Raw genomic sequence first — 16,485 nt, forward strand, 5'->3', positions numbered from 1 at the left:
GAGGGACTCCGGCGCGGGCGGGCCGGAGAGGGCGGCCGACTCGGGGACGGCGGCGCCGGGGACGCCCTTGACCGTGCCGTCGGGGGCGAGGAAGGCCGGGTCGCCGCCGGGGACCATGCCGAGTTCCCGGGCCCGGCGCTGGAGGGCGTCGGGGGACGAGTACGCGTCGATGTCCCGTTGCAGGGCCTGTTCCTCGTCGGTGAGGTTCTTGGTCCGCTTCTGGAGGTCGGCCAGTTTGAAGGAGCCCTCGCTCAGCGCGGAGTTCAGCACCAGCAGCCCGATGAGGCCGCCGCCGAGGAGCAGCACGACGAGGAGCACGAACGGGGTGCGGGCCGCCCGGGCCCGCCCGGCCGGGAAGAGCCGGGCGAGCCGGGCGGCCCTCCCCCTCAGTTCGGGTTTCCTAGGCACCGCTCCCCCAGCGGGTCCGGGGAACCAACGCACCCGTCCGGCTCACTCGGCGTCCTCCCTGATGCGCTCGGCGCCCCGCAGCCTGGCGGGGGCGGCCCGGCGGTTCTCGGCGATCTCTTCCTCGGTGGGAAGTTCGGCACCACGGGTGAGCAGCTTGAGCCGCGGCTGGTAGCGCTCGGGCACCACCGGCAGCCCGGGCGGCGCGGTGTTCGCCGCTCCGGCCGCGAAGACCTGCTTGACCAGCCGGTCCTCCAGCGAGTGGTACGACAGCACGGCGATCCGCCCGCCGACCCCGAGCGCCTTCACGGCGGCCGGGATCGCCCGCTCCAGGACGGACAGCTCCCCGTTGACCTCGATGCGCAGCGCCTGGAAGGTGCGCTTGGCCGGGTTGCCGCCGGTGCGCTTCGCGGCCTGCGGCAGCGCGTCGCGGATCAGCTCCACGAGCCGGGCGCTGTTGCGGAACGGCTCCTTCTCGCGCTCGCGCACGATCGCCGAGACGATCCGCTTGGCCTGCTTCTCCTCGCCGTACGCGCGCAGGACGCGCACCAGTTCGCCGGCCGGGTAGGTGTTGAGGACCTCGGCGGCGCTGATGCCGGTCGTCTGGTCCATGCGCATGTCGAGCGGCGCGTCCTGGGCGTAGGCGAAGCCGCGGTCGGCCTCGTCCAGCTGCATGGAGGAGACGCCGAGGTCGAACAGCACGCCCTGGACGCGCGGGACGCCGAGGCGGCCGAGGACGTCGGGCAGCTCGTCGTAGACCGCGTGCACCAGGGTAGCCCGCTCGCCGAAGGGCGCGAGGCGCTCCCCGGACAGGCGCAGCGCCTCCTTGTCGCGGTCGAGGCCGATCAGCCGGGCCTCGGGGAAGCGGGCCAGCAGCGCCTCGCTGTGGCCGCTGAGGCCCAGGGTGCAGTCGACGACCACCGCTCCCGGGCGCTCCAGGGCGGGTGCCAGCAGGTCCAGGCACCGCTGGAGCATCACCGGGACGTGTCGACTCTCGCTCAAGGGGGCCTCTCATTCCGGCGAGGCGCCGTGCGCACCGCGGGCCCCCGCCGGCTCGTGAAGGGGGAGGCGGCCGGCGCCGGAAGCGTCTGCCGACCGGGAGCGGAGGAGGCCGAGCCGTACGTACGCGCCGCGCACGCGGGGAGACGGTCCGGGCGGGTGCCGGGTCTCCGGGGTTGTCACCAGCGGGAAGAGCCACGCCTCCCGCTTCGCGTCACTTTAGTCCACGGTGTCTCGCGGTCAATCAACCGGCCTGCGCGTCGCGCAGCGACCCGCCACGGGCGCCGCCTTTCGAACTAATTCACCCGCCCGGACCCCGTTTGCCGCCCCTATGGGGTAGCTCACAACAAGCCGCGATGACGTTCTTTGTCCGCTCTCACAGCGGGCCCGGCCCGGGGGTGACCAGTAACGTCATGAGTATGACGACTTCCGCAGCAGCTTCCACTGGATCCGAAGGCGCCATAACCGGTGAGGGCACCGTGACGGACCGCCTGGTCGACTCCAACCGACGGTACGCCGCCGAGTTCACCGACCCCGGCATGGACGCCCGCCCCGTCCTCAAGGTCGCGGTCGTGGCCTGCATGGACGCCCGCCTCGACCTGCACGCCGCGCTCGGTCTCCAGCTGGGCGACTGCCACACCATCCGCAACGCGGGCGGTGTGGTCACCGACGACGTGATCCGCTCGCTGACCGTCAGCCAGCGGGCCCTGGGCACCCGCAGCGTCGTGCTCATCCACCACACCGGCTGTGGCATGGAGACCATCACCGAGGACTTCCGGCACGACCTGGAGATGGAGGTCGGCCAGCGCCCGGCGTGGGCGGTGGAGGCCTTCCGGGACGTCGACCAGGACGTGCGGCAGTCGATGCGGCGGGTGCGCACCTCGCCGTTCCTGCTGCACACCGACGACGTGCGCGGCTTCGTCTTCGACGTGCGCACCGGTCTGCTGCGCGAGGTCGACCCGGCCTGACGGCGGCCCCGGCCCGCCCGGCCGCGTGCCGTGCCGACATCACTCGAAAACGTGGGCGAAAACCCCGTACGACCGACATCGTGCGGGCAGTCGTCCACAGGCGAGTGACACGAATCGGTAACGGCGGCAAGAATGCGGGGTGAGGCATCACGCGGAACGTTCCCGCGTGGTGTCCCGTGTTCCGGGGCGGGCCGGCCACGCGTGAGCGGGCCGGCCCTGGCAGAACGGGCCGAGGAGGGCCGGGTGACGACCTATGACGATCGTGCGAACCTCAGTGAGCTGAGCGCCACGGTGGAGCGGGTGCGCGGTTCGGTGGAGGGCGTGATCGAGGGGAAGCCCGAGGTCGTACGGCTCGCCCTGACCGTGCTGCTCGCCGAGGGGCATCTGCTCATCGAGGACGTCCCGGGCGTGGGCAAGACGATGCTCGCCAAGGCGCTGGCGCGGTCCATCGACTGCTCGGTGCGGCGCATCCAGTTCACGCCGGACCTGCTGCCCTCGGACATCACCGGCGTCTCCATCTGGGACCAGCAGCGCCGGGACTTCGAGTTCAAGCCCGGCGCGGTCTTCGCCCAGATCGTGATCGGCGACGAGATCAACCGCGCCTCGCCCAAGACCCAGTCGGCGCTGCTGGAGTCCATGGAGGAGCGCCAGGTCACCATCGACGGGCAGAGCTACGAACTGCCCAGCCCGTTCATGGTGGTGGCCACGCAGAACCCGGTCGAGATGGAGGGCACCTACCCGCTGCCCGAGGCCCAGCGCGACCGCTTCATGGCCCGCGTCTCCGTCGGCTACCCGAGCGTGGACGCCGAGCTGCGGATGCTGGACGTGCACGGCGGCGTCAGCCCCCTGGAGGACCTCCAGCCGGTGGCGCACGCGCACGAGATCGTGAAGCTGATCGAGGCGGTGCGCGGGGTGCACGTCGCCGAACCGGTGCGCCGGTACGCGGTGGAACTGGTCGCCGCCACCCGCGCCCACCCCGACCTCAGACTCGGCGCCTCGCCGCGCGCCACGCTGCATCTGCTGCGCGCCGCGAAGGCGTCCGCCGCGCTCGCGGGCCGGGAGTACGCCCTGCCCGACGACGTCCGGGAACTCGCCGTGGCCGTCCTCGCACACCGGCTGCTGCCCACCGCCCAGGCCCAGCTCAACCGCCGGGGCGCGGAGCAGGTGGTGCAGGAGATCCTCCAGCACACCCCGGTGCCCACGGCCCCGGGCCGGCGCGACGGTCTCGACGGCGTCCCGGCCTATCCCCAGCAGCCCCCGCGGGGCCTGTGATGAGCGCCGGGGGGACGGAGCGGGCGGCGGCCGAGCACGGGGAGACGGGCGGGGTCCGCACCGCCCTGACCGGTCTGACCACCCGCGGCCGTTCCTTCCTCGCGGCCGGGATCGCCGCCGCGGTCTGCGCGTACGTGCTGGGCCAGAGCGATCTGCTGCGGGTCGGACTGCTGCTGGCCGCGCTGCCGCTGATCTGCGCGACCGTGCTGTACCGCACCCGCTACCGGGTCTCCGGCACCCGGCGGCTCACCCCCGCGCGGGTCCCGGCCGGCGGCGAGGCCCGGGTCCATCTGCGGATGGAGAACGTCTCCCGGCTGCCCACCGGGCTGCTGATGCTCCAGGACCGGGTGCCCTATGTGCTCGGGCCGCGGCCCCGGTTCGTGCTGGACCGGGTGGAGCCGGGTGGCCGCCGTGAGGTGTCCTACCGGGTCCGCTCGGACCTGCGCGGCCGCTATCCGCTGGGTCCGCTCCAGCTGCGGCTCACCGATCCCTTCGGGATGTGCGAACTCACCCGTTCCTTCTCGGCGTTCGACACCCTGACCGTCATCCCGCGGGTGACCCCGCTGACCCCGGGCCGGTTCGGCGGCGAGGCCGGCGGGTACGGCGAGGGGCGCCGGCGCGCGCTCGCGCTGGCGGGCGAGGACGACGTGATCCCGCGCGGCTACCGCTACGGGGACGATCTGCGCCGGGTGCACTGGCGGTCCACCGCGCGCTACGGCGAGCTGATGGTGCGCCGTGAGGAGCAGCCCCGCCGGGCCCGCTGCACCGTGCTGCTGGACACCCGGGGCGGCGCCTACGAGGGCGCGGGCCCCGACTCGGCCTTCGAATGGGCCGTCGCCGGCGTCGCCTCGGTGCTGGTGCACATGCTGGAACGCGGCTTCTCGGTGCGGCTGCTGACGGACACCGGCAGCGCGGTGCCCGGCGAGAGCGCCGACGGCTTCTCGGGCGGCGGCCAGGAGGCGGCGGACGCGGCCGGGCTGATGCTGGACACCCTCGCGGTGATCGACCACTCCGACGGCGAGGACCTGTCCCGGGCCTGCGACGCGCTGCGCGACGGCGGCGAGGGCCTGCTGATCGCCTTCCTCGGCGACCTCGACGAGGAACAGGCCGCCACGGTCGCCCGGACGAACCGGCGCGGCGGCGCCGTCGCCTTCGTCCTCGCCCCGGGCACCTGGACCCGCGAACCCACCGCGGCACCGCCCCCGGGCGACCCGCACGCCGCGCGGCTGAGACTGCTGCGCGAGGCGGGCTGGACCGTCCTGGACGTCCCCCGCGGCGCCGCGCTGGACGAACTGTGGCACCAGGCGGACCGGGAACGCGCGGGCCTGGCGGCCACGGCGGAAAAGGCGCGGGGATGAGCGGGCGGGCGCGGTTGTCCCTGTGCGCGGCCGCGGCCACGCTGATGGCCTCGTGCGCGTTGCTGCCGCTGGTGAACGGGCCGTCCTGGCTGCTGGAGCTGATCCCGCTGGTGGTCGTGCAGACCGGGGTGGGCGCGGCGGCCCGGCGGGTGCCGCTCGCCCGGCCGCTGACGGTGGCGGCACAGGCCGTGGTCACCCTGCTGCTGCTCACCCTGGTCTTCGCCCGCGGACACGCGCTCGCCGGGCTGGTCCCCGGACCGGACACCTTCCGGTACTTCACCGAGCTGCTGCGGCAGGGCTCTCAGGACGTCGGCCAGTACGCGATACCGGCCCCGCTCACCGACGGCATCCGGCTGATGCTGATCGGCGGAGCGCTGCTGATCGGACTGCTGGTGGACGCGCTCGCGGTGACCTACCGCAGCGCCGCCCCGGCCGGGCTGCCGCTGCTCGCGCTGTACTCGGTGGCGGCGGGTCTCTCCCAGGGCAGCGCCGACTGGCTGTGGTTCCTGGTGGCGGCGGGCGGCTATCTGATGCTGCTGCTCGCCGAGGGCCGGGACCGGCTCGCCCAGTGGGGCCGCGTCTTCGGCAGCGGGTCCCGCCCGGCCGACGGCGGCCGGGGCGGCGCCGTGGCCCCGGTGCGCACCGGCCGCCGGATCGGCGCGGTCGCCCTCGGCGTGGCGCTGCTGGTGCCGCTCGTGCTGCCCGCCATGCAGGGCGGCCTGCTGGACAAGACCGGCACCGGCGTGGGCGCGGGCTCCGGCCGCGGGGGCACGATCTCCGCCGTCAACCCGCTCGTCTCGCTCCGCGACAGCCTGAACACCAGCGACGACCGCACGGTGCTGTCCCTGCGCACCACCAGCACCGACATCTCCGACCTGTATCTGCGGATCGTCTCCCTGGACGACTTCGACGGCACCACCTGGAAACCGTCCCAGCGGCACGTCGTCGACGTGCCCGACACGTTCCCGACGCCGGCCGGGCTGGGCCCGGACATCCGGCGGGACACCGTGCGGACCACCGTCCGGGCGGCCGACTGGTACGCCCAGGACTGGCTGCCGATGCCCTATCCGCCGAGCGGGGTGCGGATCGGCGGCAGCTGGCGCTACGAGCCGGCCGGCATGACGCTGGTCGGCGACCACGGCCAGACCACGCGCGGCAAGACGTACCAGGTGACCAGCCTGGACGTGCGGCCCACGGCGGGGCAGCTGGCGTCCGCGCCGGAGCCGCCGCGGGCGCTGCGCCGCGAGTTCACCCGGGTGCCGTCCACGCTGCCCAAGGTGGTGGCGCGGACCGCTCGTGAGGTCACGGCGGGCGCCGCCGACCACTACGAGGAGGCCGTCCGGCTCCAGGACTGGTTCTCCGCCGACGGGGGGTTCCAGTACAACACCCAGGTGGCGGCCGGCAGCGGTCCGGACGCCATAGCGAACTTCCTGAAGAAGAAGCAGGGTTTCTGCGTCCACTTCTCCTTCGCGATGGCGGCGATGGCCCGCACCCTCGGCATCCCGGCCCGGGTGGCGGTGGGCTTCGCGCCCGGCACCGCGCAGGCCGACGGCTCGGTGGCGGTGAGCCTGAAGGACGCGCACGCCTGGCCCGAGCTGTACTTCCAGGGCGTGGGCTGGACCCGCTTCGAGCCGACCCCGTCCCGGGGCGTGGTGCCGTCGTACACCCAGTCGGTCACGCCCGGCACCTCCCAGCCGGACCAGTCCCTGCCGTCCCGGCACGGCTCCGCGGCACCCTCGGCGGCCCCCTCGGCCGGCGGGAAGTGCGCGGGCCGGCCGGACAACTGCGACGCCCCGTCGGCGGCGGCACTCCCGGCGGGCGGCGGCAGCGGCCCCGGCCCGTGGTGGTTCGTGCTGGTCGCCCTGGCCGTGTCGGCGGTGCTGGTGGTCCCGCTCTCGCCGCTGCTGTGGCGGGCCCGGACGCGTTCGCTACGGCTCGGCGGGCACGGGCGCGGCGCCCAGGGGGCGGCGGCGCACACGCTGGCCGCCTGGCAGGAGCTGACGGACAGCGCCTGGGACCTGGGCATCCCGCCGGACGACTCGCTGACCCCGCGCGGCGCGGCCGAGCGGCTCGTCCGCCTCGGCCGCCTCGACCGGCCGGCCGCGGCGGCGGTGCACCGCGTCGCGGACGCGGTCGAACAGGTCCTGTACGCCCCTCGGCCGCGGCCGGCCGGGGGCGTGGCCGAGGACGTCCGCCAGGCGACGGGGGCCCTCCACGCCACGGCCGGCCGGGGTGCCCGCTTGCTGGCCCGCCTGCTGCCGCGCTCGGCGGTCCGGGTGCTGTGGGCGGTGTCGGCACGCTGGTCCGCGTTGCGGGCCAGGGCGGCCGGGATGCGGCCCGTGGTGGGGCGGGCGGCGGATCGCTGACCGGGGTGCCCCGGGGTGGCGCCGCCCGCAGGGCCGGCCGCCGCCCCGGCCCTCCGACCGCACGTCCGGGCACGTCGCCCCCTGGGGCTCCCCCGCCGCAGCGCCGGGCACGACACACCTCCGGGCTCCCCCGCCGCGCGCCACCGGTCACGACGCGTCCCTGGCCGAGACGGCGGTGCAACGCCCGAGGGGGGTGACCACTGTGGTCACCCCCCTCGGGGAGAGTCCTGTCGAGCGCGCGGGGCCTAACGGCCCTGCTGTTCGTCTCGTCGCCGCTGCCAGCGCTCCTCGATGCGGTCCATCATCGAGCGCTTGGCACGCACCGGGCGCCGCACGGCGCCCGTCGGGTGCTCCCCCGGCTTCGGCGCCTTGCGCCAGCCCGTGACGGCGAGTACGGCGCAGCCGAGCATGACGAGGAAACCGACGACGCTGACCCAGATCAGCTGGGCGACCATTCCGGCCATGAGGAGCGCGATACCCACGAGGAAGCCGGCGACCGCCTGATAGACCCGCCGCCGGGTGTACATGCGCAGCCCGCTTCCCTCAAGCGCCGACGCGAACTTGGGATCTTCGGCGTACAGCGCTCGCTCCATCTGCTCGAGCATGCGCTGCTCGTGCTCCGAGAGCGGCACGGAGTCCTCCTCATCGTGCGGTCGCCGGGGCGACCCGGGGGGTCCCTTCAGGATAGGCAGGGAATCGCCCCCGTGAAACCCGCCCCTCTACGCCAATTGACCAACCGGATTCCGTCCTGGCCGTCCCGGCTCGACGATGCTTCCATTCCCCGGTGGCCGACCCGTCATGCCGGGTGGTGTACCTCGATCATACGGCGCAAACCCCACGATCGGGGGTCTTGTGGTGTACTCCATCCGCCGCCGACGCCCTGATCAGCGGCGGGTCGGGCGCTCACCGGGTACCGGGCTCAGAGCTCGGCCGCGCCCGGCGTCTCGCCCAGCACGTGCAGCTGGGTGGCGACGGAGTGGAACGCGGGCAGCTCGGCCGCCGCGGCCTCCAGCCTCAGCAGCGCGTCCAGGGCGGCGGGCTCGGTGTCCACCAGGACGCCGGGCACGAGGTCGGCGAAGACGCGCACGCCGTGCACCGCGCCGACCCTCAGGCCCGCCCCCTCGGCCAGCCTGGTCAGCTGGTCGGCGGTGAAGCGGCGCGGCATCGGGTCGCCCGCGCCCCAGCGGCCGTCGGGGTCGGTCAGGGCCTGCCGGGCCTCGGTGAAGTGGCCGGCGAGGGCGCGGGCGAACACGGCGCCGCCGAGTCCCGCGGCCAGCAGGCTGACGACGCCTTCGGAGCGCAGCGCGGCGACCGCGTTGCGCACGCTCTCGGCCGGGTCGTCCACGTACTCGAGGACACCGTGGCACAGCACGGCGTCGTAGCCGCCGCGCTCGACCACGTCGAACAGGCCGTGCGCGTCGCCCTGGACGCCCTTGACCCGGTCGGCGACGCCGGCCTCGGCGGCGCGGCGCTCCAGCGCGAACAGCGCGTTGGGGCTGGGGTCGACCACGGTGACGCGGTGGCCGAGGCGGGCGAGGGGCACCGCGAAGTTGCCGCTGCCGCCGCCGGTGTCCAGGACGTCCAGCGCGTCCCGTCCCGTGGCCTTGACCCGCCGGTCGAGGGCGTCCTGGAGCACCTCCGAGACCACCGCGGTGCGCAGCGAGGCGCGGGACCGGGAGGGGTCGGAGCGCAGCGACGCCGTACGCGGGCGGTCAGGGGAGACGGGCGGGCGCATCGGATCCGACACGGCAGTTGGCTCCTCGGCAGGCTGGACGGCTTCAGGCCTCTCCACCCTATTGCCTCCGGCGCTCCGCCTGGTCATCGCGGGGGCCGCGGCCGTGTCCGTCTCGCACGGCGGACGCGGGGCGCACCGCCCGTGGTCAGCCCGCGTCCGGAAGGTCACCACGCCCGGTGCCCCGCGGGCCGCCGCTCCCGCTCCCCGGGAGACCACTGCGCCCGCCGCCCGGGAGGCCGCCGCGCCCGCGCGGGCCGTCCCCGTCGCCGGGTTCCTGGCGGGGCCGGGGCAGGACCGGCTGGAGGGCGAGCATCCGCTCCACGAGGCGTAGGAACATCCCCGCGTCCCGTATCAGGTCGTCGGCGTCCCGCCGGCTCGCGGCGTTGCGGATGCCGGCCTCGGCGCGGGCGCGGCGGTCGGCGCCGGAGGCGAACAGGGCGCTCCACTCGGTCAGTTCGGGGGCGATCTCGGGCAGCACCTCCCAGGCGCTGCGGATCCGGGCCCGGCGGCGCGGGGAGGTCTCGGCGCGGCCGCGGGCGGCGAGCACGGCGGCGGCGGTGCGCAGGGCGGCGAGGTGGGCCGTCGCATAGCGCTCGTTCGGCGCGTCCAGGGCGGCGGCCTCGGCCAGGGCGGCGCGGGCCCGGGCGAGCAGGTCGAGGGCGGCGGGCGGGGCCGCGGCCTGGCGCAGGACGGGGTGCACATCGCTCGCCGGGCCGGTCAGTGAGGGGGCAGGGCCAAGGGCGCGGCGCCGACGGGCGGCGGCTGCGGACGAGTGGGCCATGACGAACCTCCTGTCGTCTGGTGACGGCACGGGTGCCGTATGTGCCCATCGTGAGGTATGCCACTGACAATCCGTTCCGACCTGGTCTTTTGCCCTGGGCGGAGTTGGGGCATAGTTTTGTACTGACCAGTCAGTGCAAATCGAAACCACGTCACACAGGGGGGCTTGTGGACGGCGCGCACGTCACGGCCGAGGGCCTCGGGCTGAAGGGACCACGGGGGTGGGCCTTTCGCGGCATCACCCTGGACGCGGAGCCCGGCTCGCTGATCGCGATCGAGGGACCGTCCGGCTCCGGCCGGACATGTCTGCTGCTCGCGCTCACCGGGCGGATGAAGCCCACCGAGGGAGTGGCCACCGTCGCCGGTGCCAAACTCCCCCGGCACATGGCGGCCGTGCGCCGCGTCAGCGCACCGGCCAACGTGGCCGGGGTGACGGACCTGGAGCCGGCCCTGACCGTCGGCGAGCACCTGCGCGAACGGGCCCTGCTCCAGCGCCGGTTCGGCGACTCCCTGCGCGAGGCGCTGCACCCCCGGGCCGGGCGCTCGCACGAGGCGCGGTTGCGGGTGGACGCGGCGCTCGCCGCCGCCGGGCTCGACCTGGAGTCGCTGCCCAAGGGCTCCCGGACGGCCGTGCGCGACCTGGAGCGGGTGCAGGAGGTGCGCCTGTCCGTCGCGCTGGCCCTCGTCGGCCGGCCCCGGCTGCTGGGCGTGGACGACCTCGACATGAAGCTGTCGGACGCCGAACGCGCCGAGGTGTGGGAGATGTTGCGCTCCCTCACGCGCGCCGGGACGACGGTCCTCGCGGTGTGCCGCACCGCCCCGCAGGGCTGCGTCACCGTCCGCACGGACCACGGCGCCGGCCAGGACGCCGAACGCCCCCACGAGGAGGCCGGGAAGCCGGGCGGCCCCAAGGAGGACGCCGATGCGCTCGCCTAGGCTGGCCGCCCTCGAACTGCGGCGCTTCGGACGGGGGAGGCTGCCCCGCGCCGCCCTCGTCGCCCTGCTCGTGCTCCCGCTGCTCTACGGCGCCCTGTACCTGTGGTCCTTCTGGGACCCGTACGGCCGCCTGGACCGCATCCCGGTGGCCCTGGTCAACGACGACAAGGGCGCCACGGCGGGCGGCAAGAAGATCACCGCGGGCGACGACATCGTCGCCGGGCTGCGCGACAGCCGGAGCTTCGACTGGCACCAGGTGAGCGACGCCGAGGCCCGCGAGGGCGTCGAGAACGGCACGTACTACCTGTCGCTGACCATGCCGACCGACTTCAGCGAGCGCGTCGCCTCCAGTTCCGGCGACTCCCCGGAGACCGGCGCCCTCCAGGTGCGCACCAACGACGCCAACAACTACATCGTCGGGCAGATCTCCCGCACCGTCTTCAACGAGGTGCGCACCGCCGCCTCGACCAAGGCCTCGCGGAGCTTCCTGGACAAGATCTTCATCTCCTTCTCCGGCATCCACGACAAGACCGTCACGGCCGCCGAGGGCGCCGACAAGCTCAACTCCGGCCTGGGGAAGGCGGAAAAAGGCTCCAAGGACCTCGCCGACGGGCTCGGCGACGCCAAGAGCGGCAGCGACAAGCTGGCCAAGGGCCTGAAGAAGCTGGACAAGGGCGCCGGTGACCTGCAGACCGGCTCGCGCCAGGTCGCCGACGGCACCCAGGCGCTCGCCGACAAGGTCAACGGTGTCTACGCCGAGGCCGGTCCGTTCCTCAAGGACAACGAGAAGACCATCGGCGACACCGCCGGACTGGTCGCCGACTCGGCGAAAACCGTCCAGGACAACCTCGACGTCCTGGTGGCGCACGCGCCCCGGGCCGCGAAGGACGCCCATGCGTCCGCCGCCGTCCTGGCCGGCCTCCACAAGGCGCGCTGCGAGACCGCCACCGTCCCCGACCCCTTCTGCCCCCAGCTGAAGAAGGCCGAGCAGGCCGCCGAGGACGTGGCCGGTGTCGCCGACGACCTCAACACCCTGATCGCCGACCAGCACGGCGACCTGACCGCCATGCGGGCCGACCTGGGCACCCTCCGGAAGCAGGCCCGCGCCCTCCAGAAGACCGCACCCCACCTCTCCGAGGACGTCGGCGACGCGGTCAAGAAGATCAACGAGCTGAACGACGGCGCGCGGAAGGTCGCCGCCGGCGCCAAGAAGCTGCACACCGGGATCGGCACCGCCCGGACCGGTGCGACCACCCTCGACAAGGGCATCGGCACCGCCGAGACCGGCGCCCAGAGCCTCAGCGGCGGGCTGTACAAGCTGGCGGACGGTTCCGACCGGCTCGCCGGCGGACTGCACGACGGCGCCAAGAAGATCCCCGACTACGACAAGCACGACCGCGACGAGCGCACCGGCGTGATGGCCGACCCGGTCCAGCTGGCCTCCCACGATCTGCACAAGGCGCCCAACTACGGCACCGGGTTCGCCCCTTACTTCATCCCGCTGTCCCTGTGGGTGGGCGCGATGGTGGCCTACATGCTGATCCCGCCGCTCAACCGGCGTGCCCTGGCGGCCGGTTCGCCGGCCTGGCGGATCGCGTTCGCGGGCTGGCTGCCGGTGGTCGCCGTCGGCGTCCTCCAGGTGGGCGCGCTGATGGCCGTACTGCACTGGGCGATCGGGCTGCGGATGCTGCGGGCGGCCGGCACGATCGGCTTCCTGTTCCTGGTCACCGCGTGCTTCGCGGCGATCGTGCAGTGGCTCAACGCCCGCTTCGGCGCGGCCGGCCGGATCCTGGTCCTCGCCCTGCTGATGCTCCAGCTGACGTCGGCGGGCGGCACCTACCCGGTGCAGACCAGCCCGGGCTTCTTCAACGCCATCCACCCGTACCTGCCGATGAGTTACATCGTGGCGGCGCTGCGCCGGCTGATCACGGGCGGGGGACTCGGACCGGTGTGGCAGGCGTGCGCGGTGCTGGTCGCGTTCACCGCGGGCGCCCTCGCGCTGACCGCGCTCGCGGCCCGGCGCCGGCAGGTGTGGACCCTGGACCGGCTGCACCCGGAGCTGAGCCTGTGACCCGCGGGCGGGCCCGGCAGGGTCTCGGACCTGTGAGAATCGGTGCCATGGAAAGCAGCAGCGCCAGGTCCGGCGGCAGTACGCGCCGGGAGGCCACCCGCCAGAAGCTCTACGAGGCGGCCGTCACGCTCATCGCCGAGCAGGGCTTCTCCGCGACCACGGTGGACGAGATCGCCGAGCGGGCGGGAGTGGCCAAGGGCACGGTCTACTACAACTTCGCGAGCAAGTCGGTCCTCTTCGAGGAGCTGCTGCGGCACGGGGTCGGCCTGCTCACCGCCTCCCTGAAGGAGGCCGCGGAGCAGACCGCGCGCCGGGGCGGCACCAAGGTGGACGCGCTGGACGCGATGGTCCGCGCCGGGTTGGTGTTCATCGACCGCTACCCCGCCTTCACCCAGCTCTACGTGGCCGAGCTGTGGCGCACCAACCGGGCCTGGCAGTCCACGCTGATGGTGGTGCGCCGGGAGGCCGTCGCGGTGGTCGAGGGGGTGCTGCGCGAGGGCGTGGCGGCGGGCGAGTTCAGCGACGAGATCGACGTCCAGCTGACGGCGGCCGCGCTGGTGGGCATGGTGCTGGTGGCCGCGCTGGACTGGAAGTCCTTCCAGCCCGAGCGCTCCCTGGACGATGTGCACGCGGCGCTGTCCCGGCTGCTCCAGGGCCGGGTCAGCGGACGGGTCTGACCCGGCGGCGACACGCGGAAGGCGCCGGTCCACTGCCGGACCGGCGCCTTCGGCGTTCCCCCGTGCTCCCCCGTACTTCCCCCGCTCCCCCTGGTACGGCCAGGCGGCGGGCGCCGTTCCGCCGCCCCGTGCCGGCGGTGCCGGGCCGCGCCCCCTTGCCGTGCCTCCACTGTCTCGTCCGCACCGGGCGCGGCCCATCCGTGCGGCTACTCATCCGGGGGCCTAGGTACGGATACTCACGTCTGCGTGCGCATGCCCAGGACGGGTGGGGCACGGCATGGCTACGATCGCCTGCGTGTCCGTGCTTCCCCTCGTCTTCACCAGCGGCTGGGCCAGCGGCGTCAACGCCTACGCGGTGGTGCTGCTGCTCGGCCTGTTCGGCGTGACCGGGGTGAGCGACGAGGTGCCCCAGGCGTTGCAGCGCCCCGAGGTGCTGATCATCGCGGGCGTGCTGTTCCTGTGCGAGGCGGCCGCCGACAAGATCCCGTACGTCGACTCGGTGTGGGACTCGGTGCACACGGTCGTCCGGCCGGCCGCGGGCGCCTGGGTGGGCGCGCTGCTCGCCGGGCACAGCGGCTCCCTCTCGGACGTGGCGGCCGCGGCGGTCGGCGGCGCGACGGCGCTGGCCAGCCACTCGGTCAAGGCGGGCACACGGATGGCGGTCAACGCCTCGCCGGAGCCGTTCAGCAACATCGCGCTGAGCGTCGGCGAGGACCTGGGCGTCGCCGGGCTGGTCTCCTTCGCGCTGTTCCACCCGTGGGCGGCGGCGGTCGTCGCGGCCCTGCTGCTGGCCGCCGGGCTGCTCGCGCTGTGTTTCCTGGTCTCCCGCATCCGGCGCTTCCTGCGCCGTCGCGCCCGCCGCCGGGAGACGCGCGGACCGGCTCCGCGCCCGTTCTGAGCCCTGCCGGGACCGCGCGGCCCGCGGCGCGGGCTGTCGGTGGCGGTCGCTAAAGTCGCAGGCATGGCACGGATCGCGGTGATGGGCGCCGGTATGGGCGCGATGGCGGCCGCCGCCCGGCTGGCCGTCGCGGGCCACCGGGTGGTGGTGTACGAGCGCACGGACACCTACGGCGGTGCGGTGCGCCGGCTGGAGCGGGACGGCTTCGGCTTCGACACCGGCCCGGGGCTGCTGACGCTGCCCGCCGTCTACCGCGACCTGTTCGTCAAGACCGGCAAGGAGCCGCTGGAGGACCGCGTCGAGCTGGTCCAGGTCGACCCCTCCGCGCGGCATGTCTTCGCCGACGGCACCGAGGTCGCGCTGCCCAACGCCTCGCGCGCGGGCGTCGTCGCGGCGCTGGACGAGGCGCTGGGCGGCGGCGCGGGCGCCCGCTGGGGCGACTTCCTGGTACGGGCCCGCGAGGCCTGGGACCGCACCCGCCGGCCGCTGCTGGAGGAGCCCCTGTGGTCCGACTGGCGGGTGCTGACGGACAAGGAGCCGTATCCGGCCGTCCCGCACAAGCGCCTGCTGCGCACCCGCCGGGCGTCCACCCTGGCCGAGATCGGCGCCTGGGAGCTGCGCGATCCCCGGCTGGCCGCGCTGCTCGCGGGGTACGCGCTGGCCCACGGCGTCGATCCCGCCTCGGCACCGGCGAGCGCGGCCGTGCTGCCGTACATGGAGCACGCCTTCGGCACCTGGTACGTGCGCGGCGGGATACGGGAGTTGGCGCGCGCGGTGTACGAACGCTGCCTGGCCCGGCGGGTGGAATTTGTCTTCGGTGCCGAGATCACCCGGGTCCTGACCGAGGACGGCCGGGTCACCGGCGTCGAGCTGGGTGGCGGCGCGTCCGGGGCCTCCGGTTCCGCGGGAGCGACGGTGGCGGAGGCGGACTTCGTGGTCGGCGCCGGACCCTGGCGGCTGGGCGGCCTGGTCGAGGGGACGCCGTACGGCGCCGGGACCGTCGAGCCGCGGCCCGAGGACCGGTTCCCCGGGCGGATGGTGGTGTGCCTGGCGCTGCGCGGGGCCCGCGAACCCGGCGCCGCGCACCGCACGGTGGTGCACTCGCCCGACGCCGAGGGCGAGCTGGACCTGTTCCGGCACGGCACCCCGCCGAAGCTGCCGACGGTCCGGATCGACCGGCCGGACGACGCGGCGCTGCGCCCGGACGACGCCCACGAGTCGATGGTGCTGACGGCGACGGTACCGGCGGCGACGCGGTACGACTGGGGGGCGCCCGGTGTCGCCGACGCGTTCGCCGAGCGCATGATCACCGCCGCCGAGCGCGCGGTGCCCGGCCTGCGGGAGCGGACGCTGTGGCGGGAGGTGCGCACCCCCCTGGACACCGCGCGGGAGACGGGCGCCACCGGCGGCGCGGTGCCGCCGCCCGCGCTGGCCGCGCCGCAGGGGGTGCTGCACCCGGCCAACGGCACGGCGGTACCGGGCCTGTTCGGCGTCGGCGGCTGGTCCCACCCGGGCGGCGGGCTGCCGCACGCGGGGATGTCCGGCGCGCTGGTGGCGGGTCTGATCGTGGAGGGCCCGGACTTCCGGGGCTCGCAGTGAGCGGTGCCTGAGCCTCAGTAGCGGTACTGCTCGTCGTATCCGGCGTCCGGCTGCCGGCCGTGCCCCTGGTACGGGTACGGCTGCTCCGGCGGGAGTTCGCCGCCGTGGCCCTCGTCGGTGCGCTGCTGCGGGACCCACACCCCGCCGGGCGGGGTCTCGCCGTAGCCGGCGGCGTACGGGTCCTGGGCGTAGCCCTGCTGGCCGTACTGCTGCTGGGCGTAGCCGGGGTCGTAGCCCGCGCCGCCGTAGGACTGGCTGCCGACGTAGGGGTCCGAGTAGTTGGCGTAGCCCTGCTGGGGGGCGGCGTCGTAGCCGTACCCCTGCTGTGCGTACCCGGAGTAGTCGTAGGCCTCCTGTCCCTGCTGGGGGGCGGCGTGGGTGGCCGTGTCGCCGTAGACGCCGTAGTTGCCGGTGTCGTCGG

Annotated in this window: 14 protein-coding genes and 1 pseudogene; 9 read left to right on the forward strand and 6 right to left on the reverse strand. The window is 74.6% G+C overall.

The annotated features are described in order from the left end of the window. Both ftsL and rsmH read right to left on the reverse strand, forming a co-directional pair. On the reverse strand, window positions 1-408 hold a 408-nt coding region (gene ftsL / locus FRZ03_RS31500; RefSeq protein WP_186785722.1), incomplete at its 3' end, for a cell division protein FtsL. 42 nt (window positions 409-450) lie between these two features. Next, on the reverse strand, window positions 451-1,407 hold the full coding sequence (rsmH, locus tag FRZ03_RS31505) for a 16S rRNA (cytosine(1402)-N(4))-methyltransferase RsmH (protein ID WP_146468494.1): 957 nt from the start codon (window positions 1,405-1,407) through the stop codon (window positions 451-453). A gap of 416 nt (window positions 1,408-1,823) precedes the next feature. Between rsmH and FRZ03_RS31510 the strand changes: the two genes are divergently transcribed. From FRZ03_RS31510 to FRZ03_RS31525, 4 genes are all read left to right on the forward strand, one after another. Beyond that, window positions 1,824-2,372 carry a beta-class carbonic anhydrase gene (locus FRZ03_RS31510; protein ID WP_146468495.1) on the forward strand — a complete coding sequence of 183 codons (549 nt, stop codon included), beginning with the start codon at window positions 1,824-1,826 and terminating at the stop codon, window positions 2,370-2,372. Window positions 2,373-2,615: 243 nt separating this feature from the next. After that, window positions 2,616-3,644, forward strand: a complete 1,029-nt coding sequence (locus FRZ03_RS31515; RefSeq protein ID WP_146468496.1) for an AAA family ATPase — start codon at window positions 2,616-2,618, stop codon at window positions 3,642-3,644. Further along, window positions 3,644-5,002, forward strand: coding sequence for a DUF58 domain-containing protein (locus FRZ03_RS31520; RefSeq protein WP_146468497.1), 1,359 nt, complete (start codon window positions 3,644-3,646; stop codon window positions 5,000-5,002). Before FRZ03_RS31515 ends, FRZ03_RS31520 begins: the two co-directional genes overlap by 1 nt. Beyond that, window positions 4,999-7,368 (forward strand): transglutaminase TgpA family protein, encoded by a 2,370-nt coding sequence (locus tag FRZ03_RS31525; protein ID WP_146468498.1) that lies wholly within the window; start codon window positions 4,999-5,001, stop codon window positions 7,366-7,368. Before FRZ03_RS31520 ends, FRZ03_RS31525 begins: the two co-directional genes overlap by 4 nt. 245 nt (window positions 7,369-7,613) lie before the next feature. On the opposite strand, the gene FRZ03_RS31530 is transcribed toward FRZ03_RS31525, so the two are convergent. From FRZ03_RS31530 to FRZ03_RS31540, 3 genes are all read right to left on the reverse strand, one after another. After that, on the reverse strand, window positions 7,614-8,000 hold the full coding sequence (locus FRZ03_RS31530) for a DUF3040 domain-containing protein (protein ID WP_146468499.1): 387 nt from the start codon (window positions 7,998-8,000) through the stop codon (window positions 7,614-7,616). 287 nt (window positions 8,001-8,287) lie between these two features. Further along, window positions 8,288-9,115 (reverse strand): class I SAM-dependent methyltransferase, encoded by an 828-nt coding sequence (locus FRZ03_RS31535; RefSeq protein WP_186785724.1) that lies wholly within the window; start codon window positions 9,113-9,115, stop codon window positions 8,288-8,290. 133 nt (window positions 9,116-9,248) lie between these two features. Next, entirely contained in the window at window positions 9,249-9,884 is a 636-nt protein-coding gene (locus FRZ03_RS31540) for an SAV_6107 family HEPN domain-containing protein (RefSeq protein WP_146468500.1), read from the reverse strand. Between the two features lie 167 nt (window positions 9,885-10,051). Between FRZ03_RS31540 and FRZ03_RS31545 the strand changes: the two genes are divergently transcribed. From FRZ03_RS31545 to FRZ03_RS31565, 5 genes are all read left to right on the forward strand, one after another. Further along, complete coding sequence (locus FRZ03_RS31545; protein WP_146468501.1) at window positions 10,052-10,819, forward strand: ATP-binding cassette domain-containing protein; 768 nt, start codon at window positions 10,052-10,054, stop codon at window positions 10,817-10,819. Beyond that, window positions 10,806-12,890 (forward strand): YhgE/Pip domain-containing protein, encoded by a 2,085-nt coding sequence (locus FRZ03_RS31550; RefSeq protein ID WP_146468502.1) that lies wholly within the window; start codon window positions 10,806-10,808, stop codon window positions 12,888-12,890. The genes FRZ03_RS31545 and FRZ03_RS31550 overlap by 14 nt, the downstream gene beginning before the upstream one ends. Window positions 12,891-12,937: 47 nt before the next feature. Next, the gene (locus FRZ03_RS31555) at window positions 12,938-13,567 is read left to right on the forward strand and encodes a TetR/AcrR family transcriptional regulator (protein ID WP_146468503.1); all 630 of its coding nucleotides are present in this window, start codon (window positions 12,938-12,940) and stop codon (window positions 13,565-13,567) included. A 295-nt stretch (window positions 13,568-13,862) separates the two neighbouring features. After that, on the forward strand, window positions 13,863-14,465 hold the full coding sequence (locus tag FRZ03_RS31560) for a DUF4126 domain-containing protein (protein ID WP_146468504.1): 603 nt from the start codon (window positions 13,863-13,865) through the stop codon (window positions 14,463-14,465). A gap of 63 nt (window positions 14,466-14,528) precedes the next feature. After that, window positions 14,529-16,064 carry a phytoene desaturase family protein gene (locus FRZ03_RS31565; RefSeq protein WP_186785725.1) on the forward strand — a complete coding sequence of 512 codons (1,536 nt, stop codon included), beginning with the start codon at window positions 14,529-14,531 and terminating at the stop codon, window positions 16,062-16,064. A 14-nt stretch (window positions 16,065-16,078) separates the two neighbouring features. On the opposite strand, the pseudogene FRZ03_RS31570 reads toward FRZ03_RS31565, so the two are convergent. Further along, window positions 16,079-16,485 (reverse strand): annotated as a pseudogene (locus FRZ03_RS31570) (hypothetical protein); the annotation flags it as partial.

Origin of the sequence: Streptomyces misionensis (assembly GCF_007896895.1) — a bacterium.
Taxonomy (GTDB): Bacteria; Actinomycetota; Actinomycetes; order Streptomycetales; family Streptomycetaceae; genus Streptomyces; species Streptomyces misionensis_A.